The following is a 19,686-nucleotide window of genomic DNA, read 5'->3' as shown; positions in this document are numbered from 1 at the left end:
TCACCAGCCGGGGACGGCGGCCCTGCAGGCCGGGTGGGGGACGACGCCGGTCGCGACGGTCGCCGCCGGGATCGCTGTCGGAAGGGGGACGCGTGCGGTGGCGAGCAGGGTCCGCAGCGGCACGGCGATCGCCGCCGGCGCGTACGTCGCGCCCGGCAGCAGGAGCAGGAAGACGCAGGCGCAGACGCGGCCGACGGCGGGGCTCGCCGGTTCGCCGTGCGCGGAGACCGAGGCGCCCTGCCGGGGCGGCGGCGTCTGGCGTACGGCGCCGGCCGGGCCCGCGGGAACGAGCGGCGCGTGGCGCAGCGGCAGGGGGCCGGTGCGCACGGCGTGGTGCGAGCCGATGCGCATCGGGGCGAGTCCGTCGCTGTGCGCGGGCATCGCCTCCAGGGCGCTGAGTGGGGAAGGCCACGGCTCCGAGGGCGCCCGCGTGACGACGAACGCGACCGGCAGCGAGGGAATCGCGAGCGACGGGTTCACGTGGTGCGGCCGCGGAGCCGTGGCGAAGAACCAGGCCGACGGGCCGGGGAGGTGAGGGAGGAGCGAGCCGGTGCGGCCGCCCGGAGAAGGGGCCGTCGGGAGCCACCCGCACGGCAATTCCACCGGAGAGGTGCGACGGGTGCGGCGCCCGCCCGCACACATCCCCTGCCGGGGAGATGGCGGGAAGCGGCTCGCGGTACGTCATGGCCGTACGCTCCTGCGATGGATGCAGACGCCGTATGCTTACGGCGTATATGTATGACTTTGCGCCTATGGTGGAGCTGCGTCAAGTGGGGACCGGGCGAAAGGAACGAGCGATGCCGGAGAGCTCCGCACGAACCTCGGACGGCAGCGGCGACGCCCCCGCCCGCCGCGCCTCCGACCGGGGCAAGTACGGCCGCCTGAACCGGGAGCGGGTGCTCGCCGCCGCCCTGGAGGTCGTCGACCGGGACGGGCTGGAGGGCCTGAGCATGCGCGGGCTCGGTGCCGAACTGGGCGTGGAGGCCATGGCCCTGTACCGCTACGCCGACGGCAAGGGCGCCCTCCTGGACGGACTCGTCGAGGCCTTCTTCGGCGAACTGGAGGCGGGGCTCGACGTCGCACCCGCCCGGCGCGGCTGGCGCGCCGAGCTCGACCGGATCGCCCGCGCCGCCCACGCCGTCGCCCTGCGCCACCCGAACGTCGTTCCGCTGCTCGCCACCCGCCTGCTCTCCACCCCGCTCGCCGCCCGCCCGCTCGCCGTCCTGCGCGCCGACGAGCGGATCCTCGCGCTGCTCGTCGACGCGGGCTTCGACGGCGCGAAGGCGGTCCGGCTGCACCGCGCCTTCACCGCCTGGCTGCTCGGCTCGCTCATCGTCGAACTCCGCGCCATGGACGCGGACCCCGACGAGCCCGACCCCGCGTACCGCCTCGGACTCCACCGGCTGCCGGCCCGCGAACTGCCCCGGCTGCGCGAGCTCGCCCCCCTCATGGCCGAGCGGGACGGCGAGGATCAGCTGAGCACCGGGCTCGACGCGCTGCTGCGCCGGTTGGCGAGGGAGGAGCCGGAGGGGTCGGAAGGGCCGGAGAGGTCCGAGGAGCAGGGGGAGTCGGAGGGGTCAGAGGGGTCGTAGGGGCTGGTGGGGCCAGAGGGGGCGGACCTGGGCCCGGGGGTGCAGTGACCGCAAGTTTGCACGGTGTGCAAGAATCTCGGCCGTGACCACGACCGACCCCCGGCCCAGCGCCCCCGCCGAGGGGCTGCGCGCACGCCGACGCCGCAAGACGAGCGCCGACCTGCACGCCGCGACCCTGCGCCTGGTGCGCGAGCTGGGGTTCGCGAAGGTCACGGTCGAGATGATCAGCACCGAGGTCGGGGTCTCGCCCCGCACCTTCTTCAACTACTTCCCCAGCAAGGAAGCCGCGCTCTTCGCCCTGCCCGGCGCCCTGCCCGCCCCCCTCGCCGACCGCTTCGCCGAGGGCACGGGCCAGGACACCGACGCCGTGCTGCGCGACCTCGGCGACGTGCTCGCCGACCATCTCCAGGAGGCGGCCCCCAGCCCCCGGGAGCTGGAGGACATCCTGCGGATCGCCGAGGGCGTGCCCTCGGTGCTCGCCACGTTCCTCGCCCAGTGCGAGGCCGTGGAGCGCGATCTCGCCCGCGTCATCGCCCTGCGTACCGGCACCCCGGCCGACGGCGCGGACGCGGAACTGCTCGCGGGGCTCGCCATGGCGACCGTCCGCAGCGGGCTCAAACGGTGGTCGCAGCAGAGCGACCACAGCGCGGGTCCGGCCGCCTCCGTCCGCGAGGCGTTCACGGCGCTGCGCGCCCTGTTCGGGCGGGCCGCCGTGCAGTAACGGCCCCGCCCGTGTGATCGGTTCCCCCTGTGCGGTCACCTCGACGTTCGAGCGGGCCGTCCGCACGACCTCATCCATCGGAGAACCCCGTAATGACGCACGCCCCCGCACCCGAGGGCATCGACGAGGCGGCCGCCGCGGCGGCCGACGAGAGCATCGCCAAGCCGGCCAACTTCGGCCTCATCTTCGCCGCGCTGATGCTGACGATGCTGCTCGGTGCCCTCGACCAGACCATCGTCTCGACCGCCCTGCCGACCATCGTCGGTGAACTCAACGGCATCGAGCACATGGCGTGGATCACCACCGCGTACATCCTCGCGGCCACCGTCGGCATGCCCGTCTACGGCAAGCTCGGCGACCTCATGGGCCGCAAGAACATCTTCCTCACCGGCATCGCCCTGTTCCTGGTCGGCTCCGTGGTCTGCGGCCTCGCCGAGAACATGGGCACGCTCATCGCGGGCCGCGCCCTCCAGGGCCTCGGCGGCGGTGGCCTCATGATCACCTCGCAGGCGATCATCGCCGACCTGGTGCCGCCGCGCGAGCGCGCCAAGTACATGGCCCCGATGGGCGCCGTGTTCGGCCTGTCCTCCGTCGTCGGGCCGCTGCTCGGCGGCTGGTTCACCGACGAGCACTCCTGGCGCTGGGCGTTCTGGATCAACCTGCCGCTCGGCGTCCTCGCCTTCTTCGTCGCCGCCGTCGCCATCAAGCTGCCGCGCAAGGCCGTCCAGGTCACGCTCGACTACCTCGGCACCGCCCTGATGGCCGCCGCCGTCACCTGCACCGTCCTGTTCGCCAGCTGGGGCGGCACCCAGTACGAGTGGTCCGACCCGCTGGTCATCGGGCTCGGCGTCGGCGCGGTCCTCGCCTGGGTGCTCTTCTTCGTCGCGGAGAAGCGCGCGAAGGAGCCGGTCATCCCGCTCCACCTCTTCCGCAGCCCGATCTTCAACGTGGCGACCCTGCTCGGCATGATCGTGATCGGCCTCGGCATGTTCGCGATCGTCGGCTACATGCCCACGTACCTGCAGATGGTCTACGGGAAGTCCGCCACGGAGTCCGGACTGCTGCTGATCCCCATGGTCGTCGGCATCATGGCCACGGCGCTGCCGTCCGGCGCCGTCATGTCCAAGACCGGCAAGTACAAGATCTACCCGATCGTCGGCACCGTCATCATCATGCTCGTCGCCTACCTGATGTCGACCCTCGACGTCTCCGACCCGGTCTGGCTGGTCTGCGTCTACGTCGGTCTCGCGGGCGCCGGTGTCGGTCTGATGATGCAGACGCTCGTGCTCGCCGTGCAGAACGACTTCCCGGCGAGCGAGGTCGGCACGGCCACCTCGGCGAACAACTTCTTCCGGGAGATCGGGGCGACGCTCGGCACGGCCGTCGTCGGCGCGGTGTTCGCGAGCCGACTCACCGATCAGCTCGCCGCGAGCATTCCCCCGGAGGCCGCGGCCAAGGTGGGGGACAGCGACTCGCTGACGCCCGCGCTGGTGCGGGCGCTGCCGGCGGATCTGCGGGAGACGGTCGTCAACTCCTACCAGGAGGCGCTGGTCCCGATCTTCCTGTACCTGGTGCCCGTCTTCGCCGTCGGTCTCGTCCTCGCCTTCGTCCTGAAGGAGAAGCCGCTGGCCGACACCGCCGACTGGCACGCGGAGAACGCCCCCGCGGACGACGCCGCCCAGACCCCGACGCCGGTCGCCTGACCCTCCCTGTCGTGCCTGCGGGCCCCGGCGCTCCTGGAGCGCCGGGGCCCGCTGCCGGTCAGCCGGTCAGCCGGTCTCAGCCGGTCAGCGGGTCAGTCGGCCACGAGCCAGGCGCCGTCGCGCATCAGCTCACGCTCCGCCAGCTCGTCGACCTCCCGCCACGCCAGAATCCGTACGGGCCGCACCCGGAAGTACACATACCGCTGCCCCTCGATCCCGCCCGGGTCGAAGCCGGTCTTCGCCGCGAACTCCCGCCGCAGCTCCTCGTCGACCGCATCGTCGCCCAGAGCCTCCGCGACCCCCTCCACGTGCACGACATCCCGGGTGTGCCCGATGCCCAGATGGACCTGGCCCCCGGCGACGAGATTCCGGGCCACGGGATTGGAGGCCCGGGTCGACACGTACAGCCGTCCGTCCCGCCACAGGAACGACAGCGGCATCATGTACGGCGCCCCGCCCTCCGGCCCCGCCGTCGCCACCCACGCGTCGACGTCCTCCTCGAGGCGCCGGAGCGTGTCCTGCTTGCGCTGCTTCGCCGAACGGGGCGGCGCGGTCTCGGTCATGGGGTTTCCTCGCTCTTCGGGGATGCCGCGTAACACCGTACGTCGACCAACTCGCCGGGCCCCCACTCCTGTTGCCCCGCGCCGAGAAACGTCCAGCCCGCCCGCTCGTACAGCGCGACCGCGGCGACGTCCCGCGGCACCACGTCCAGGACGGCCCGCGCCCCGCCCCGCCGCGCCGCCTCGCGCGCCGCCCGCTCCAGCAACCGCGCCCCGATCCGCCGCCCCCGCGCCGCCGGTGCGACGAACAGCCGACCCACGACACACGTCGGCCGCTCCGGCGGCGCGAGACGGGGCGCCACGTCAACGGGCCTCGGCCGGGCCAGCAGGACATGCCCGGCCACCCGCCCGTCGAGCCGTGCCACCCACGCTCCGACCGCTCCGTCCACCCGCAGCCAACCCTCCGGATCGGCGGGCCAGTTCACCGGATAGCCGTCCGCCCGGTGCACGGCGCCGAGCACCTCGGCGCACTCCGCGAGATCCGAGTCGTCCCGCGCGTCCACCACTACGTGACCGCTCACCTGATCGCTCCACTCCATCGGGGCATCGAACCACGCGGCTGCCCGCCCGGCGCCGGGTACCGTGCCCGCGTGGAACTCTTCGTGCGCTCATGGTCCGACCTGCGCTCCGCCGTCGCGGGGCTCGCCCCCGAGGACTTCGCCCGGCCGTCGGGCTGTGCCGGATGGCTGGTCCGCGACCTCGTCTGCCATCTCGTCATCGACGCGCAGGACGTCCTGATCACCCTCGTCACCCCGGCCGACGCGGAGCCGACGGCCGACGCGGCGACCTACTGGCACGTGGGGGAGGAGCCGCCGACCGGCGACGACCCGCTCGACGCGCTGACCGTCCGGCTCGCCGCGGCGTACGAGGACCCGGCCCTGCTCACCTTCCACCTGGACGACGTGGGCTCGGCGGCGGGCCGGGCGGCCGAACTCGCCGACCCCGACGCCCGCGTGAGCACCCAGGACATGGTGCTCACGGCCCGCGACTACCTCGGCGCCTACGTCCTGGAATGGACCCTGCACCACCTCGACCTGACAGCCCGCCTCCCGCACGTCCCCGGCCCCGCCCCGGAGTCCCTCGCGGCGACCCGCTCCCTCCTGGAACGCATCGTGGGGGCCCCGTTGCCCTCGTCCCTGGACGATCGCGCGGCCCTCCTCGTCACCACGGGCCGCCGCCCTCCGACCCCGCTCGAATCCACAGCCCTGGGCCCCCTCGCCTCCCGCCTCCCCATGGCCCTGGGCTGACCGCACGCGAAAGGGCCCGCACGGTGTCGTACGGGCCCTCTCGGCAAAGCCGGCGTCTCAGGTCTCGGGTCTCGAGCCAGCAGGGCTCAGGCCAGGGAGAGGAAGAGCTTCTCCAGCTCCTCCTCGCTGAGCGGGGGCTGTTCGCCGTCCGCCGCGTTCATGCAGTCCCGCATGCCGGAGGCGATGATCTTGAAGCCGGCGCGGTCCAGGGCGCGGGACACGGCGGCCAGCTGGGTCACCACGTCCTTGCAGTCCCGGCCCGCCTCGATCATCGCGATGACCCCGGCCAACTGGCCCTGGGCGCGGCGCAGTCGCTTGAGGACCGCGTCCATCGCCTCGGGGTTGTCGGTGCCCTTCATGCGCGCAGGGCCGCGCGGGCCGAGTCGAGAGCGCCGGGCTCGGGGCGGTTGAAGGGGAGCTTGCCGAGCATCACGGCCATCCCGCACGTGTTGCTCACGCCCGAGTAGACGAGGCCCGACGCGACACCGGCGGCGAGCAGCCGGACCTTGGGGGCGCGGCGCCCGAGCGCGAGGCCCAGCAGCACGAGCGAACCCGCGGCGAAGCGGACCTGGCGGTCCATGGCCCACACGGAGCGGCCGGGCCGGTCCACCGTGTGCACGGGCAGCCCGTCGGCGCTCCACGCCTGCGTGCCACCCGCGAGGCCCACGGCCTCGACCCCGGCGTCCGCGAGCTTGGCGCAGGCCGCGGCCGAGCGCTGGCCCGCCGCGCACACGACGACGATGTGGCGGTGCTCCGCGGCGGCGCGCAGGTCGGGGAGCAGGTCGTCGAGGTGCTCCGCCGGCACGTTGATCGCACCCGGTACATGGCCCGCGGCGAACTCACCGGGGGCGCGGACGTCGACGACCAGCGTGCTGTCGGCAGGCCGGGCGTGCAGCTCGGCGGGGGCCAGGGTGGCGCTCATGCTTCTCCCAAGTGAGACGGCGCGGCTCATCTGATACCCCCGAGGGTATCAGATATACCCCAAGGGGTATCGAGGCGAGGCATCGTTCGTATCAACACCGACAGAGGATGTCCGGATTCCCGGGAAAGCTCGACACCGTACGAAGAACGCCTGCGCGGCACGCGTGCGGGCACAGGGAACAGGAGTCGATGTGAGCATGAGCCGTCCCCAGGGGCTGCACGGCAAGGTCTGCCTCGTCGCGGGCGCCACCCGAGGCGCGGGCCGCGGCATCGCCGTGGAGCTGGGCGCGGCGGGCGCCACCGTCTACGTCACCGGCCGCAGCACCCGCACCCACCGCTCCGAGTACGACCGTCCGGAGACCATCGAGGACACGGCGGACCTGGTCACCGAGGCGGGCGGCCGGGGCATCGCCGTCCCCACCGACCATCTGGAGCAGGACCAGGTCCGCGCCCTCGTCGACCGGATCGCCGCGGAAGAGGGGCGGCTCGACGTCCTCGTCAACGACATCTGGGGCGGCGAGCACCTCTTCGGCTGGGAGGTGCCCGTCTGGGAGCACGACCTCGACAAGGGGCTGCGCCTGCTCCGGCTCGCCGTGGAGACCCACGCCATCACCAGCCACTACGCGCTGCCGCTGCTGCTGCGCCACCCCGGCGGCCTCGTCGTGGAGGTCACCGACGGCACGGCCGAGTACAACGGAACCCGCTACCGCAACTCCTTCTTCTACGACCTCGCGAAGACCTCCGTGCTGCGCATGGCCTTCGCGCTCGGCCACGAACTCGGCCCGCGCGGCGCCACCGCCCTGGCGCTCACCCCGGGCTGGATGCGCTCGGAGATCATGCTGGACGCGTTCGGCGTCACCGAGGAGACCTGGCGCGAGGCGCTGCCCGCCCAGCCGCACTTCGCGATCTCGGAGACCCCGCGCTACACCGGCCGGGCCGTCGCGGCGCTGGCCGCGGACCCCGACGTCGCCCGGTTCAACGGCACCTCGCAGTCCAGCGGGGGCCTCGCCGCCGTCTACGGCCACACGGACCTCGACGGCAGCCGGCCGGACGCCTGGCGCTATCTCGTGGAGGTCCAGGACACCGGTAAGCCCGCCGACGTCACCGGATACCGGTAGAGGCGGTGGGGGCGGTGGCGGCGCCGGTCAGATCCCGCCGTCGGGGTCGTCCAGGTGTGCGGGCCAGATCGCCGAACCGCCGCCGCGCCACTCGATGAAGTCCGGGTCGTGCAGCGGCGCGTCCTCCAGGCCTGCGCGGCGCAGGAACTCCACCACGTCGGCCAGCGAGTGCGCGAGCCCCGCGTCCTCGCCGCGGATGGTGACCCGCCGCCCGCCGGGCTGAGCGGCGTGCACGACAACTGAGGGGTATCCGTCGAGTCCGTCCATGCCCCCCAGCTTGGTGGTCCGGCGGGCGCCGCGCACCCGGTACGGCAGGACGCGTGCCCGCCGGTCCACGGCCGGACGTGATCAACAGGCGCGGCGCACATACCCCTTCGTCCCGGCCGGCCGTACGTCACGGTCGCGCAGCACGACCGAGAGCCGGCCGCCCCAGCGTGCGCAGGCCCGCGCGAGGTCCCGGGCCCGGTACTCGATCACGTAGACCCGGTCGTCGTAGGCCTCGGCGTACGCGCCGCACTCGTCGTAGCGCGCGCACTCCTCGGCCACCGCGAAGTCGAATCCGGCGTGCGCGCCCTCGGGCAGCAGCTCGGTGGTGTTCTTCTGGCCGACGGCGAGCCCGGCCGCGTGGGCGCGGGAGGCGAGCAGCCGCGCGAAGGCGAGCGCGTCGGACTTCTTCAGGAGTCCCTTCGAGCGGGTGTAGGAGTCGAGGTTGTCGGGCTCGACGGCCTGGTAGCCGGAGTCGGCGCAGCCGTCGATCCAGCGGCCGACGATCTGGGCGAGCGAGGACCGCTTGCCCGCCGTCGAGATGTCGAGCAGCGGTTCGCCCCAGTCCTCGTCGACGACGAGCCGTCCGTCCGCGTCCCGCAGCAGCAGCTCCGGACGCTCGCGGCGCCACCACCGCGTCGCGTCGGGCTGGGCCTGGAAGGCGTTGACGTAGCAGATGTTGTAGAGCCCGCGCACCGGCCGCTCGGTGCGGTCGCGGGCCACGACCCGGACCCCGTCCGGCGGCGGGTACGGGCCGCCGAGCTGGTAGTCGAATCCGGCGCCGGCCGGAGGCCGCGTGACCCGGCCGTCGGGTGCGTCGGGGGCGCCCGGCCTCGCGGAGCACCCGGCCAGCGCGGCGGCGGCCAGGACCGGTACGAGGGTTCGGCGCAGGCGGGCGGCGGCCGCATCGAAGATCACCCGGGAACCCTAAGGTGTCGTGCGTCACCGGCGGGAACAAGGGTGGGCCCGCGCACGTTGAACCGATCGTGGACGCGGATGGAACTGTGTCCCCGGGCCTCATCTCCTTCGCCTGCAGGGAAGATCGTTCGGCTGAAGCCCTGTGGAGCCCCCGCCAGGAGGCGACCGCCATCCGCGCCCATCCCAGAGCCGCCCCGGCCGTGGTCCCCCGTCACGGCCGGGGCTTTCCCTTTTTCCGGGCCGGACTTTCTTCCGGGCCTGACCACCCCTCCACCTGCGCGGCGCCCCGCATTAGAGTCGACGCCATGGGACTGGACCGCGACACCAAGCACCGGATCGTCACGACCTTCCAGCGGCGGGTCGCCAATCCGCTCTCCCTCAAACTGCCCGGCCAGGTCCTCGTGGAGACCACCGGCCGCACCTCGGGACTGCCCCGGCGCACCCCCGTCGGCGGGCGGCGCATCGGGGACAGCTTCTGGTTCGTCTCGGAGTTCGGACTCAAATCCCAGTACGTGCGCAACATCCAGGCGGACCCGAAGGTCCGCGTCCGGATCCGCGGTCGCTGGTACGAGGGCACCGCCCAACTGCTCCCGGACGACGACGCGCGCGCCCGGCTGCGCGCCCTGCCCCGGATGAACAGCTCGGCGGTGCGGGCCTTCGGGATCGACCTCCTCACCATCCGCGTCGACCTCGACTGACCGGCTCCGTCGACCGGCTCCGTGACCCGTGATCGGATCCCCGCGGAGTGATCGGTTCTTCGGCACGGGGTGCGCCCTGGCATGATCGGGGGCATGGCAGAACGTGTGATCGCCGCGTGTGACGGCGCGTCGAAGGGAAATCCCGGGCCCGCGGGCTGGGCGTGGGTCGTCGCCGACGGGGACGAGAAGCCCGTCCGCTGGGAGGCCGGAGCGCTCGGCACGGCGACGAACAACGTCGCCGAACTGACCGCGCTGGAGCGGCTGTTGACCACCATGGACCCGGCCGTGCCGCTGGAGGTCCGGATGGACTCCCAGTACGCGATGAAGGCGGTCACGACCTGGCTGCCCGGCTGGAAGCGCAAGGGCTGGAAGACGGCCGCGGGCAAGCCCGTGGCCAACCAGGAGCTGGTCGCGCGCATCGATGCGCTCCTCGACGGCCGCAAGGTCGAGTTCAAGTACGTGCCCGCGCACCAGGTCGACGGCGACCCGCTGAACGACTTCGCCGACCGGGCGGCCAGCCAGGCGGCCGTGGTCCAGGAGGCGGCGGGCACGGCGCTCGGCTCCCCGGAGCCGCCGCCCTCGCCCACGTCCGCCTCCCCGGCCCGCGCCCGCAAGCGCACCGCGCCAGCGTCCGGCGGCGCGTCCGGATCCGGCGCCTCCGCCTCGGGCGGCTCCTCGCGCACCCTCAAGGCGAAGTTCCCCGGCCGCTGCCGCTGCGGCCGCTCGTACGCGGCGGGCGAGCTGATCGCGAAGAACCCCGACGGCTGGGGCCACCCCGACTGCCGCGCCTCCGCCTGACCGGCGGCGCCACCCCTTGCACGGCTGAGGCCCGGACGGATCACCCCGTCCGGGCCTCAGCCGTGCAAGGGCCGGGCTCAGCGCCGGCGCAGCGCCTTGATCAGCTCGTCCTTCGACATGTGCGACCGCCTCTCGATGCCGATCTTCTTGGCCTGCTGGTACAGCTCGTCCTTCGTCCGGTCCTCGTAGGGCCCCGCCTTGCCGCCCTTGCGGCCGGTCGCGGAGCGCGAGGAGCGGGACGCGTCGTTGGCGATGCGCGCCGCCTTCTCCTTGCCCGCGCCCTCGCGGCGCAGCGCCTGGTACGTCTTCTCGTCCTTGATCTGTGCTCTGGGCACAGGAACCACCTCCGGGAAGGGTCGGTCGGTGACGGGTGTGCCCCCTTCCTGCCTGTCCCGGGTGCGCAGGACCTGCCAGGTGAAACAGGCGATCGGGCGCGAGCAGCCGAGCGTCGTCGCCATGGAACAAGATCGGCATTTCCGAAAAGATGTACAGGAACCTCGGAAAGCTCATGATCCGTACGTAGGTTACCGAACGGTTTCCATTCACCTTGTTGGCGATCAACAGTAGAACTCGTTTCGATTCCGTCGAGAGATAGGAACTCGGAATGACTGCCGCAACCCCCACTGAAGTGGCTCGTAACGGACTGTCCCGGCGTGGCTTCCTCGCAGGAACAGGTTCTCTTCTCGGTGCCGTGGTACTGGCCGGGCCGGCCGCCGCGGCCGCCCGCTCCGCCGCCCCGGCACTCGCCCCGCTCGCCGACGGCGCGAGCGTGCCCGCTCTTGTTGTCGGCTCCGGCTACGGCGGCTCCGTCGCCGCGCTGCGCCTCGCCGAGGCCGGGGTCGACGTCACGATGGTCGAGATGGGCATGTCCTGGGACACGCCCGGCTCGGACGGCAAGATCTTCGCCAACACGACGAAACCCGACTACAGATCGTTCTGGCTGCGCACCAGAACCAAGCAGCCGATCAGCGACTTCCTCGGCTTCCCGCTCGACAAAGACGTGCCCTGTCACACCGGCATCCTCGACGCCGAGGAGTTCGGCGGCATCATCGTCTACCAGGGCCGCGGCGTCGGCGGCGGCTCGCTCGTCAACGGCGGCATGGCCGTCACGCCCAAGCGGGAGAACTTCGGGGCGATCCTGCCGACGGTCGACGCGGCCGAGATGTACGCCACCTACTACCCGCGCGCGAACGCGGGCCTCGGGACCGCGACCATCGACCCCGACTGGTTCGAGACGGCCGACGCGTACCAGTACGCGCGCGTGGGCCGTAAGCACGCACAGCGCTCGGGCTTCCCGTTCGTGTTCGTGCCGGACGTGTACGACTGGGACTACATGGAGAAGGAGGCGGCCGGGTCGGTCCCGAAGTCGGCGCTCGCCGGCGAGATCCTCTACGGCAACAACTACGGCAAGAAGTCCCTGCAGAAGACCTACCTCGCGCGGGCCGCCGCCACCGGGCGCGTCACCGTCACCCCGCTCCACAAGGTCACCTCGGTCACCCCGGCCTCCGGCGGCGGCTACACCGTGCGGATCGACCAGCTCGACACCGAGGGCAAGGTCACCGCCACCAAGGAGATCAGCGCCGAACGCGTCTTCTTCGCCGCGGGCAGCGTCGGCACCAGCAAGCTGCTCACCCGGCTCAAGGCCACCGGGGCGCTCCCCGGGCTCAACGGGGAGATCGGCAAGGGCTGGGGCGACAACGGCAACGTCATGTGCGGCCGCGCCAACCACATGTGGGACCCGACCGGCGCCCTCCAGTCCTCCATCCCGACCGGCGGCATCGACAACTGGGCCGGCGGCGGCGCCTTCGCCGAGGTCGCCCCGCTGCCCACCGGTATCGAGACCTACGCGTCCTTCTACCTGTCGATCACCAGGAACCCCAACCGGGCCCAGTTCACCTACAACCCGACCACGAACGCGGTCGACCTGAACTGGCAGACCGCCTGGAAGCAGCCCTCCATCACCATGGCGAAGTCCATCTTCGACCGCATCAACTCGACGGAGGGCACGATCTACCGCACCGACCTGTTCGGCGCCTACAAGATCTGGGGCGACCACCTCACGTACCACCCGCTGGGCGGCGCCGTGCTCGGCAAGGCGACCGACAACTACGGCCGCCTGCACGGCTATCCGGGGCTCTACGTGATCGACGGTGCCCTGATCCCGGGCAACACCAGCGTCAACCCGTTCGTCACCATCACCGCGCTCGCCGAGCGCAACATCGAGAAGATCGTCGCCACCGACCTGTGAGGATCGCCCGGTGGTGAGTGCCTGCCCAAGTCCTGAGGGCGTGAGGGGTGTTCAGGACTTGGGCAGGACGCACACCGCGTCGAGGCCGAGCACATGGTTGAGCCGGCCGAACGCCAGCCACGAGCCGATCGCCATGCTCAGCTCCACGATCTCCGCCTGGCTGTAGTGCGCGGTCATCCGCGACCAGAACGCGTCGTCGAGCCCGTGGTGGTCCAGCGCGTACCGCTCCGCGTACTCGGCGGCAAGCCGCGTCCGCTCGTCGAAGACGTCGGTGGTCCGCCACTGCTCCACCGCGTCCGCGAACGACTCCTCGACCTTCACCCCGTCCCGCTCGGTGCGCCAGTCCAGGCAGAACAGGCACCCGTTGATCTGCGCGATCCGCAGCCGCGCCGCCTCGAACTCGCGCAGCCCGAGCTTGGAGTGGTCGTAGACCGCCATGGAGAACTGGGCGGCCACCGGCCCGATGCCGGGCACCATCTCGCCCCACACGTACGGGATCGGTTCCTCGCCCTCGGGGATGTCGATCATCATGGCTGCTTCCTTCCGATCCGGCCGGCCGCGGGGAGCAGGGGCACGTCCAGTGCGTCGTACAGTCCGGGCGGCGCGGTGGTGAGCCAGTCGATCGCGCTCACCAGGCGGCCCACGGCGGTCGCGTTGCCGCCCGCCGAGTGGTTGCCGTCCTCGTCGGTCGCCTGCACCGTCACCTCGATGTGCGGGCGGCCCTCGACGATCACGCGGTGCGCCCCGGCGCCACCGCCCGGCGGCAGCGGCCAGTCGGGGGCGCAGGAGGGGTGGATCCGGGTGATGTGCTCGACGACGAGGCGGACGACGCCGTCGACCACACCCTGCACCTCGAAGCGGACCGCGCCTTGGGTGCCCTGCGCGAAGTCCCCCATCGTCGCCGTCGTCACGTCCGACTCCAGCGGGCGGCGCTCCAAGGTCTCGCGGATCTCGTCCAGTTCGAGCCCGAGCGCCCGCGCGAGCAGCCGGATCTGGCCGCCCCACACCATCGTCGGGATCGACTCGGCGAGCATCAGCGGCGCGTAGTGCATGGGATGACCCATGCCGACCAGGTCGCGGACCGAGTCCTCCTGGTCGTACGTGGAGTAGTCGAAGATCTCCTGGCAGCGCACGACATCGATGTGCGAGCCGAGGCCGCTGACCAGGAGCGGCAGGATGTCGTTGGCCCAGCCGGGGTCGACGCCGGACACGAAGAGGGAGCCGCCGCCCTCCGCGATCGCCGCGCGCACCGGGTCCGTGAACTCGGGCGGCGCGCCGCGCGGGTCGTAGAGCGGGTAGAGCGCCGGGGAGACGACGACCGCGCCGGCGCGCAGGGCGCGGCAGATGTCGTCCAGGGCCTCGTCGGGACGCAGTTCGCCGGACGCGGCGTAGACGACGGCGCCCGGCCGGGTGCCGAGCAGCGCGTCGATGTCGGTCGTCGCCGTGACGCCGAGTGTGTGGGCGAGCCCCGCGAGCTCGCCCGCGTCGCGGCCGGCCTTCGCGGGATCGTGCACGAGCACGCCCGACAGTTCGAGCCCGGGATGGGCGTCGACGGCCCGGATGGCCGCCCGCCCCACGTTCCCGGTGCCCCACACCACCGTGGAAGTCATGCGCCGGAGGGTAACCTGATGGACCGTCAGTTCATAGGGGTGCGTCGACCGTAGAAGGCGTACGCGGGATGGCTGGTGGGTACGGGCGGGGCGAGGGAGGCCGGATGGTGGCGAAGGGTCCGTACGGGAAGCGCTCGCGGTCCGGCGCCGGGGTGCTCGTCGTGCAGAACACCCCGGGTGGCGGGCCCGGGCGGGTCGGGGAGTGGCTGCGCGGGGCCGGTCTCGACGTGGAGGTGGCGCGGCCGTTCGACGCGGACGTGCTGCCCGGCGAGCTCGACGGCCGGGCGATGATCGTGCTCGGTGGCGGATTCATGCCGGACGACGACGCGCGCGCCCCCTGGCTGCCGGACACCCGCCGGCTGACCCGGCAGGCCCTCGACACCGGGACACCCTTCCTCGGTATCTGTCTCGGCGGGCAACTGCTCGCCCACGTCGCCGGAGGCACCGTGAGGGCGGCGTACGGGCGCCCCGAACTCGGGAGCACGGCGATCCGGCTGCGGCCCGAGGCGGCCGGGGACCCTCTGCTGCGCGGGCTCGGTGACACGGTCCCCGCGATCGAGCGACATGTCGACACGATCACCGAACTGCCGGACGGCGCCGTCTGGTTGGCCTCCAGCGAAGCATGCCCGTACCAGGCGTTCCGGGTCGGCCCGTGCGCCTGGGGCACCCAGTTCCACCCCGAGGCGGCGGCCGCGCGCATCGCCGCCTGGGCCCCGTCCGGCCTCACCGCCCACGGCCTGGACCCCGCTGACGTCCTCGCCCGCGCGGAGGCCGCCGAGCCGGAGGCGGTGGCGGTCTGGTCGACGTTCACGCGCCGCTTCGCGCAGGTGTGCCGGACGCGTTCATGAAGGTGTGCGCGGGGACGCGCCGGCGGCGACCGCCTCCCGTGGCTCAGGGGTCGGGGCGGTGGCCCGGCGCCGGCCGGCGGTGGAGATCAGGCTGGTCAGGACACCCGCGAGCAGGCCCCAGAACGCCGAGCCGATGCCGAGGAGGGTGACGCCGGAGGCCGTGGCCAGGAAGGTCACGGCCGCCGCCTCGCGGGAGCGCGGGTCGGACAGGGCCGTCGACAGGGAGGACTCGATCGTCGCCAGGAGGCCTACTCCGGCCACCGACAGGACCAGGACGTGCGGCATCGCGCTCAGCAGGGAGGCGACCGTCGCACCGAGCAGGCCCACGCAGAGGTAGCAGACGCCCGCCCAGACCGCCGCGAGATAGCGCCGCTCCCGGTCCGGATGTGCCTCCTCGCCCGTGCAGATCGCGGCCGTGATCGCCGCGAGGTTCAGACCGAACGCGCCGAACGGGGCCAGCACCGCCTGCGCCGCGCCCGTCCACGTCAGCAGCGGCGACACCGGCACGTCGTACCCGGAGGCCCGCAGCACCGCGACCCCGGGCAGGTTCTGCGAGGCCATCGTCACGACGAACAGGGGCACGCCGACGCTGATCAGCACCTTCCAGTCGAACTCGGGGGCCGTGAACACCGGGTGCGCGAGGGAGAGTCGGAGCCGGTCGAGGTGCCAGCCGCCGGCCAGGACCGACGCCACGACCCCACCCGCCAGGGCGAGCAGTACCGCGTACCGGGGCAGGAGACGGCGCGCCGCGAGATACAGCGCGAACACCGTGAACGCGACGGCGAAGCCGCCCTCCATCTGCGCGAACAGACCCGTCCCGAACTGGAGGAGCACGCCCGCGAGCAGCGCGGAGGCGAGCGGCACCGGGATCCGGTCCATGACCCGGGCGAACCATCCGGTCAGCCCGCTCAGCAGGATCAGCACGGCGCAGAAGAGGAACGCGCCGATCGCCTGCGCCATCGGGACCCCGGCCAGGCTCGTCGCCAGCAGCGCCGCGCCCGGCGTCGACCAGGCCGTGACCACCGGTGCGCGGAAGCGGAGCGACAGGCCGACGCAGGTGACGGCGAGGCCGACGCCGAGCGCCAGCATCCACGAGGAGATCTCCCGCGCGTCCGCTCCGGCGGCCCGGGCCGCCGTGAACACGAGGGCCGCCGAACTGGTCACGCCGACGGTGACCGCGATCAGCCCGGCCGCCACCGCGGAAGGCGGGGCGAGCGCGCGGAGACGGGCGAGCGAGGACATGGGGGCATCACTTCCGGACTTCCGGGAGGGGCGCAGGGGTGCGGTACGGCTCGTTCCATGAAGAGGCGTTCCATAAATAGAACGTTCTGTTTATGGAACACTAGAGACGCGGGCCGTGAACCGTCAACACACTTCCGCGGAGGGCGCATGGGTCTGAACGACGAGGTGGGGCGCCGGCTCAGGGAACTGCGCCGGGCCGACGGCCTGACGCTGTCCGAGCTGGCCCGCCGCTCCGGCGTCGGCAAGGGCACCCTCTCCGAGCTGGAGAGCGGCCTGCGCAATCCCACCCTGGAGACCCTCTACGCGCTGACCACCGCACTCGGCCGCCCGCTCAGCGCCGTCCTCGACGACCCGCCGCCGGGCGTCACCGCCGCGTCCGGCGGGGTGTCGGGAAGCGCCGTCACCGCGGTCCTCCTCGAACGGTACGAGGACGCCGACGCCGCCACCGACGTCTTCCGGATCACCATCGCCGACGGCGCCGTCCAGGAATCCGCGGCCCACGTCGCGCACACCACCGAGAGCCTGATGGTGCTCTCCGGCACCGCCGTCGTGGGCCTGCCCGCCGCCCCGCAGACCGCGGGCCCAGGCGGACACGCCACCTGGCGGGCCGACAGCCCGCACGTGTACGGCGCGCCGCACGGCGAGGTCCAGGGCGTCCTGTTCGTCCGCTACCCGAAGAGCCCGCCGGCCGAGCCGGAGGCCTGAACCTCGGGCGCCCGTGTCAGGCGCCGGTCCCCGGCGTCTCTCCCGGCGCCATGTCGCGCAGCTTCGAGATGTCCACCGACTGGTCCGCGGACGGCGTCTTGTCCGGCACTGGCTTGCCGTAGTCGGTCAGCGTCATCGTGACCGACTCGCCCGAGCCCTTCACGGTGGCCCGCACGAGCTGGTGCGGCTCGTCCGAGGCCACGTACAGGGTGAAGTCCTTGCTGTGCTCGCGCCCGGTCAGCGGCACGACATCGGTGCCGCGCACCGTCGTCTCGTCGCCCTTGGTGAGGTTCTCCGGTCCCGAGTCGCCCGAGCCGTTCTCCAGCTCGCCGCGGAAGGAGTCCAGGTCGCACACGTCGGACAGGCCGTCGAGCATCGGGTCGTCGGTCGTCCCGTGCACGTACCGGCCGTCGAACAGCTGCGCGGCCAGCTCGCCCGCGCCGCCCGGCACCTGCGCCTTCCAGAACGTCGCGTCCGGCTTCATCCAGACCTCGTCGCCCCGCTTGACCAGGTCGAGGCTGCCGCCGTCGGCGCCGCCCGTGCCCATCGTCAGCGACCCCGTGCAGTTCCCGTCCTCGTCGAGACGGAGATCGAACGAGGAGGGCGTGCGCAGCTCCCGCTCGTCCGTGCGCTCGGTCAGCCTCACGTGCACCGACTTCGCGTCCGTGAGCTCCTTCTTCGCCGCGTCGGCCAGCTCCTGCGCCGACATGTCCGAGGCGTCGTCGGCGAGGGCGGGGCCCGCGGCGGCGAACACGCTCGCGCAGACGAAGGCGGCGGCCACCGGCGCGCGGGCCGCCGTGCGCCAGGCGCGCGGCCTGTTCGAGGACTGTCCGGCCATGACCTCACCTCGCCGTCCCAGGCGCATCGTGCGCCCCAAAACCCCCATAAAGTCTACGTTCGCCGCCCGACGGATGCCGCGCCGAGCGGCCGGGGACGCTCAGTCGGCCTTCCCGCACACCCGCAGCCCCACCGGCGTCCCGCACGGCAGATGCCCGTGCGTCGCGACGACGCCCTTGCCCGTCCCGTTGTCGACCGCGTACGCGAGGAAGCTCGACGCGAGCGAGTCCGCGGGCGGCCGCCCGTACGTGTACGCGTACTCGATCTCCCGGTACGGGTAGCCGCCGGTGTCCAGCCGGTCCGGGTTCGGCGCCCGGCCGTCGAGCGTGAGCCGGTGCAGGCCGTGCGGCGCGTCCGGCGGCGACGCGGCCCGCAGCTCCGCGTAGCCGAGCGCGCCCGGCGTGCGGGCCACCGTGTCGAGCACCTGCTCCGTCGAGTCGAGCTCGCAGCGCAGGACGGGCGCGTCGCGCACCGTGCGGTTCACGCAGTCGTCGGAGGAGGCCTGCGGCTCGTCCCGGCCGCCGAGCACCCGCTCGGTCAGCGCGGACCGGGTGCCGGAGCCCGAGGTGCGACTCACCAGGACGACGGGCAGATCGGGGCCGCCCAACTCGCTCCAGTTGCCGATCTCCCCGCGGTAGACGCGCCGCACGTCCGCCACCGACAGATTCGTCAGCTTCACTTCGTCGTGCGTGACCAGCGTGAACAGGGACACCGCGATCCGGCTCTCGCTCAACTGCGTGTAGCTCGCCGGACGCGGCCCGTCAGAGAACGCGACCGCCGGCGCACCGTCCTGCGGCTTCCCGTCCGACAGCGCCAACTCCCGTACCCCGGTGCGGCTTCCGTGCGCCGCGACCGTGATCCGCGGCTCGTCGCCGCAGTGCTCCTCGTACTTGTGCGCCAGCTCCGTCAGCACGGGCGTGAACGCGGTCGAGCCCGTGAGCCGCAGCGTGCCCGTCTCGCAGTCGTCCGGCAGCGGCGCGGGCAGCGTCAGCGGCAGGACGGCCGCGGCCATCAGGGCGAGCCCCAGGACGACCGTGGTCCAGCGGGCCTGCCGGCTGAACACGGGCGGCTTCTCGTCCGGCGTCAGACTGTGGTTCTCGTGCAGCGAACCGTCCTTCAGATCCCCGGTCACGGCGACCCGGTCACCCTCCGCGCCCCCGTTGAGCAGCACCAGGATCTTGTAGTACGCGCCCGGCTTCAGCGGCACGCGCGGGATCCGCAGCGTGCTCGGCCCCGCCACGTGCAGGCCCGGCTGATGTTCGAAGTACCCCATCAGATTGGTGTGTTCGCCGGGCAGCGTGACGTCGTGGGCGCGGACCGTGCGCCCCGGGAACTCGGCGGTGAGCCCGTACAGCGGTGAGGAGTCGAGATAGTCGGACTCCTCGATGTGCCGCGAACCGTCGTTCTCGATCCGCAGCAGCACGAGTGTCGCATCCCGCATCTCGGGCAGGTCGTTGAAGAGCCCGAGCAGCGGCGGATCCGCCTGCCCGGTGGCCGGGGCGGTCCCGTTGTGCCCTATCGCGATGTCCATCTGCTTGCGGAAGCCGATGCGTCTGCTGCGCCGCGCCCTGCGGTCCGCGGCGAACGGCGTGATGATCGAGACGACGCCGAGCAGCAGGCCCGCGGCGGTGAAGGTGATCTCGAGCCAGCCCATGG

At 72.7% G+C, this 19,686-nt stretch carries 23 protein-coding genes; 10 read left to right on the top strand and 13 right to left on the bottom strand.

Features of this window, described 5'->3' with window-relative positions; translation table 11 throughout:
* On the bottom strand, window positions 1-381 hold the full coding sequence (locus tag ACIBTU_RS19545; RefSeq protein WP_399127516.1) for a hypothetical protein: 381 nt from the start codon (window positions 379-381) through the stop codon (window positions 1-3).
* Between the two features lie 416 nt (window positions 382-797).
* On the opposite strand from ACIBTU_RS19545, the gene ACIBTU_RS19540 reads away from it, so the two are divergent.
* The 3 genes from ACIBTU_RS19540 to ACIBTU_RS19530 all read left to right on the top strand — a co-directional run bounded on the left by ACIBTU_RS19540 (window position 798) and on the right by ACIBTU_RS19530 (window position 4,016).
* Window positions 798-1,592 (top strand): TetR/AcrR family transcriptional regulator, encoded by a 795-nt coding sequence (locus ACIBTU_RS19540; protein ID WP_399127515.1) that lies wholly within the window; start codon window positions 798-800, stop codon window positions 1,590-1,592.
* 82 nt (window positions 1,593-1,674) lie between these two features.
* Window positions 1,675-2,313, top strand: a complete 639-nt coding sequence (locus tag ACIBTU_RS19535; RefSeq protein WP_399127514.1) for a TetR/AcrR family transcriptional regulator — start codon at window positions 1,675-1,677, stop codon at window positions 2,311-2,313.
* Window positions 2,314-2,405: 92 nt separating this feature from the next.
* Window positions 2,406-4,016 carry an MDR family MFS transporter gene (locus ACIBTU_RS19530; protein WP_399127513.1) on the top strand — a complete coding sequence of 537 codons (1,611 nt, stop codon included), beginning with the start codon at window positions 2,406-2,408 and terminating at the stop codon, window positions 4,014-4,016.
* Window positions 4,017-4,108: 92 nt separating this feature from the next.
* Here ACIBTU_RS19530 and ACIBTU_RS19525 read toward each other — a convergent pair whose 3' ends face one another.
* Both ACIBTU_RS19525 and ACIBTU_RS19520 read right to left on the bottom strand, forming a co-directional pair.
* Window positions 4,109-4,579, bottom strand: a complete 471-nt coding sequence (locus tag ACIBTU_RS19525) for a pyridoxamine 5'-phosphate oxidase family protein (protein ID WP_399127512.1) — start codon at window positions 4,577-4,579, stop codon at window positions 4,109-4,111.
* Entirely contained in the window at window positions 4,576-5,097 is a 522-nt protein-coding gene (locus ACIBTU_RS19520) for a GNAT family N-acetyltransferase (protein ID WP_399127511.1), read from the bottom strand. Before ACIBTU_RS19520 ends, ACIBTU_RS19525 begins: the two co-directional genes overlap by 4 nt.
* Before the next feature lie 69 nt (window positions 5,098-5,166).
* Here ACIBTU_RS19520 and ACIBTU_RS19515 point away from each other — a divergent pair, with 69 nt between their 5' ends.
* On the top strand, window positions 5,167-5,823 hold the full coding sequence (locus ACIBTU_RS19515; RefSeq protein WP_399127510.1) for a maleylpyruvate isomerase N-terminal domain-containing protein: 657 nt from the start codon (window positions 5,167-5,169) through the stop codon (window positions 5,821-5,823).
* An 86-nt stretch (window positions 5,824-5,909) separates the two neighbouring features.
* On the opposite strand, the gene ACIBTU_RS19510 is transcribed toward ACIBTU_RS19515, so the two are convergent.
* Together ACIBTU_RS19510 and ACIBTU_RS19505 are read right to left on the bottom strand one after the other, a co-directional pair.
* Window positions 5,910-6,182 carry a metal-sensitive transcriptional regulator gene (locus tag ACIBTU_RS19510; protein WP_188340563.1) on the bottom strand — a complete coding sequence of 91 codons (273 nt, stop codon included), beginning with the start codon at window positions 6,180-6,182 and terminating at the stop codon, window positions 5,910-5,912.
* On the bottom strand, window positions 6,179-6,745 hold the full coding sequence (locus ACIBTU_RS19505) for a rhodanese-like domain-containing protein (RefSeq protein ID WP_399127509.1): 567 nt from the start codon (window positions 6,743-6,745) through the stop codon (window positions 6,179-6,181). The genes ACIBTU_RS19510 and ACIBTU_RS19505 overlap by 4 nt, the downstream gene beginning before the upstream one ends.
* 196 nt (window positions 6,746-6,941) lie before the next feature.
* On the opposite strand from ACIBTU_RS19505, the gene ACIBTU_RS19500 reads away from it, so the two are divergent.
* Window positions 6,942-7,862, top strand: coding sequence for an SDR family oxidoreductase (locus tag ACIBTU_RS19500; protein ID WP_399127508.1), 921 nt, complete (start codon window positions 6,942-6,944; stop codon window positions 7,860-7,862).
* Window positions 7,863-7,889: 27 nt separating this feature from the next.
* Here the strand turns inward: ACIBTU_RS19500 and ACIBTU_RS19495 are convergent, their stop codons facing one another.
* Window positions 7,890-8,198 (bottom strand): hypothetical protein, encoded by a 309-nt coding sequence (locus ACIBTU_RS19495; protein ID WP_399127507.1) that lies wholly within the window; start codon window positions 8,196-8,198, stop codon window positions 7,890-7,892.
* A gap of 12 nt (window positions 8,199-8,210) precedes the next feature.
* A complete protein-coding gene (locus tag ACIBTU_RS19490; RefSeq protein ID WP_399127506.1) occupies window positions 8,211-9,044 on the bottom strand; it encodes an endo alpha-1,4 polygalactosaminidase in 834 nt (277 codons plus the stop codon).
* A 305-nt stretch (window positions 9,045-9,349) separates the two neighbouring features.
* Here ACIBTU_RS19490 and ACIBTU_RS19485 point away from each other — a divergent pair, with 305 nt between their 5' ends.
* Window positions 9,350-9,742, top strand: a complete 393-nt coding sequence (locus tag ACIBTU_RS19485; RefSeq protein WP_399127505.1) for a nitroreductase/quinone reductase family protein — start codon at window positions 9,350-9,352, stop codon at window positions 9,740-9,742.
* Between the two features lie 81 nt (window positions 9,743-9,823).
* Complete coding sequence (locus tag ACIBTU_RS19480; protein ID WP_399127504.1) at window positions 9,824-10,540, top strand: ribonuclease H; 717 nt, start codon at window positions 9,824-9,826, stop codon at window positions 10,538-10,540.
* Window positions 10,541-10,617: 77 nt separating this feature from the next.
* On the opposite strand, the gene ACIBTU_RS19475 is transcribed toward ACIBTU_RS19480, so the two are convergent.
* Window positions 10,618-10,875, bottom strand: a complete 258-nt coding sequence (locus ACIBTU_RS19475) for a Rho termination factor N-terminal domain-containing protein (protein WP_399127503.1) — start codon at window positions 10,873-10,875, stop codon at window positions 10,618-10,620.
* A 269-nt stretch (window positions 10,876-11,144) separates the two neighbouring features.
* Between ACIBTU_RS19475 and ACIBTU_RS19470 the strand changes: the two genes are divergently transcribed.
* The gene (locus ACIBTU_RS19470; RefSeq protein WP_399127502.1) at window positions 11,145-12,788 is read left to right on the top strand and encodes a GMC oxidoreductase; all 1,644 of its coding nucleotides are present in this window, start codon (window positions 11,145-11,147) and stop codon (window positions 12,786-12,788) included.
* Between the two features lie 51 nt (window positions 12,789-12,839).
* Here ACIBTU_RS19470 and ACIBTU_RS19465 read toward each other — a convergent pair whose 3' ends face one another.
* The gene (locus ACIBTU_RS19465; RefSeq protein WP_399127501.1) at window positions 12,840-13,319 is read right to left on the bottom strand and encodes a carboxymuconolactone decarboxylase family protein; all 480 of its coding nucleotides are present in this window, start codon (window positions 13,317-13,319) and stop codon (window positions 12,840-12,842) included.
* Window positions 13,316-14,398 (bottom strand): dihydrodipicolinate reductase, encoded by a 1,083-nt coding sequence (locus tag ACIBTU_RS19460; RefSeq protein ID WP_399127500.1) that lies wholly within the window; start codon window positions 14,396-14,398, stop codon window positions 13,316-13,318. The genes ACIBTU_RS19465 and ACIBTU_RS19460 overlap by 4 nt, the downstream gene beginning before the upstream one ends.
* Before the next feature lie 104 nt (window positions 14,399-14,502).
* Between ACIBTU_RS19460 and ACIBTU_RS19455 the strand changes: the two genes are divergently transcribed.
* Window positions 14,503-15,246 (top strand): type 1 glutamine amidotransferase, encoded by a 744-nt coding sequence (locus ACIBTU_RS19455; RefSeq protein ID WP_399127499.1) that lies wholly within the window; start codon window positions 14,503-14,505, stop codon window positions 15,244-15,246.
* Here the strand turns inward: ACIBTU_RS19455 and ACIBTU_RS19450 are convergent.
* A complete protein-coding gene (locus ACIBTU_RS19450; protein WP_399127498.1) occupies window positions 15,241-16,488 on the bottom strand; it encodes a benzoate/H(+) symporter BenE family transporter in 1,248 nt (415 codons plus the stop codon). The genes ACIBTU_RS19455 and ACIBTU_RS19450 overlap by 6 nt on opposite strands.
* A gap of 147 nt (window positions 16,489-16,635) precedes the next feature.
* Between ACIBTU_RS19450 and ACIBTU_RS19445 the strand changes: the two genes are divergently transcribed.
* The gene (locus tag ACIBTU_RS19445; protein ID WP_399127497.1) at window positions 16,636-17,193 is read left to right on the top strand and encodes a helix-turn-helix domain-containing protein; all 558 of its coding nucleotides are present in this window, start codon (window positions 16,636-16,638) and stop codon (window positions 17,191-17,193) included.
* A gap of 16 nt (window positions 17,194-17,209) precedes the next feature.
* Here ACIBTU_RS19445 and ACIBTU_RS19440 read toward each other — a convergent pair whose 3' ends face one another.
* Complete coding sequence (locus ACIBTU_RS19440) at window positions 17,210-18,031, bottom strand: LppX_LprAFG lipoprotein (RefSeq protein WP_399127496.1); 822 nt, start codon at window positions 18,029-18,031, stop codon at window positions 17,210-17,212.
* A 99-nt stretch (window positions 18,032-18,130) separates the two neighbouring features.
* Window positions 18,131-19,684 (bottom strand): substrate-binding domain-containing protein, encoded by a 1,554-nt coding sequence (locus ACIBTU_RS19435; protein WP_399127495.1) that lies wholly within the window; start codon window positions 19,682-19,684, stop codon window positions 18,131-18,133.
* Between the last annotated feature and the right edge of the window lie 2 nt (window positions 19,685-19,686).

The organism is Streptomyces sp. NPDC050145 (assembly GCF_044460245.1).
In the GTDB taxonomy this organism is placed as follows: Bacteria; Actinomycetota; Actinomycetes; order Streptomycetales; family Streptomycetaceae; genus Streptomyces.
Note: the sequence above shows the minus strand (reverse complement) of the source record. Positions and strands in the feature narration are given on the sequence as shown.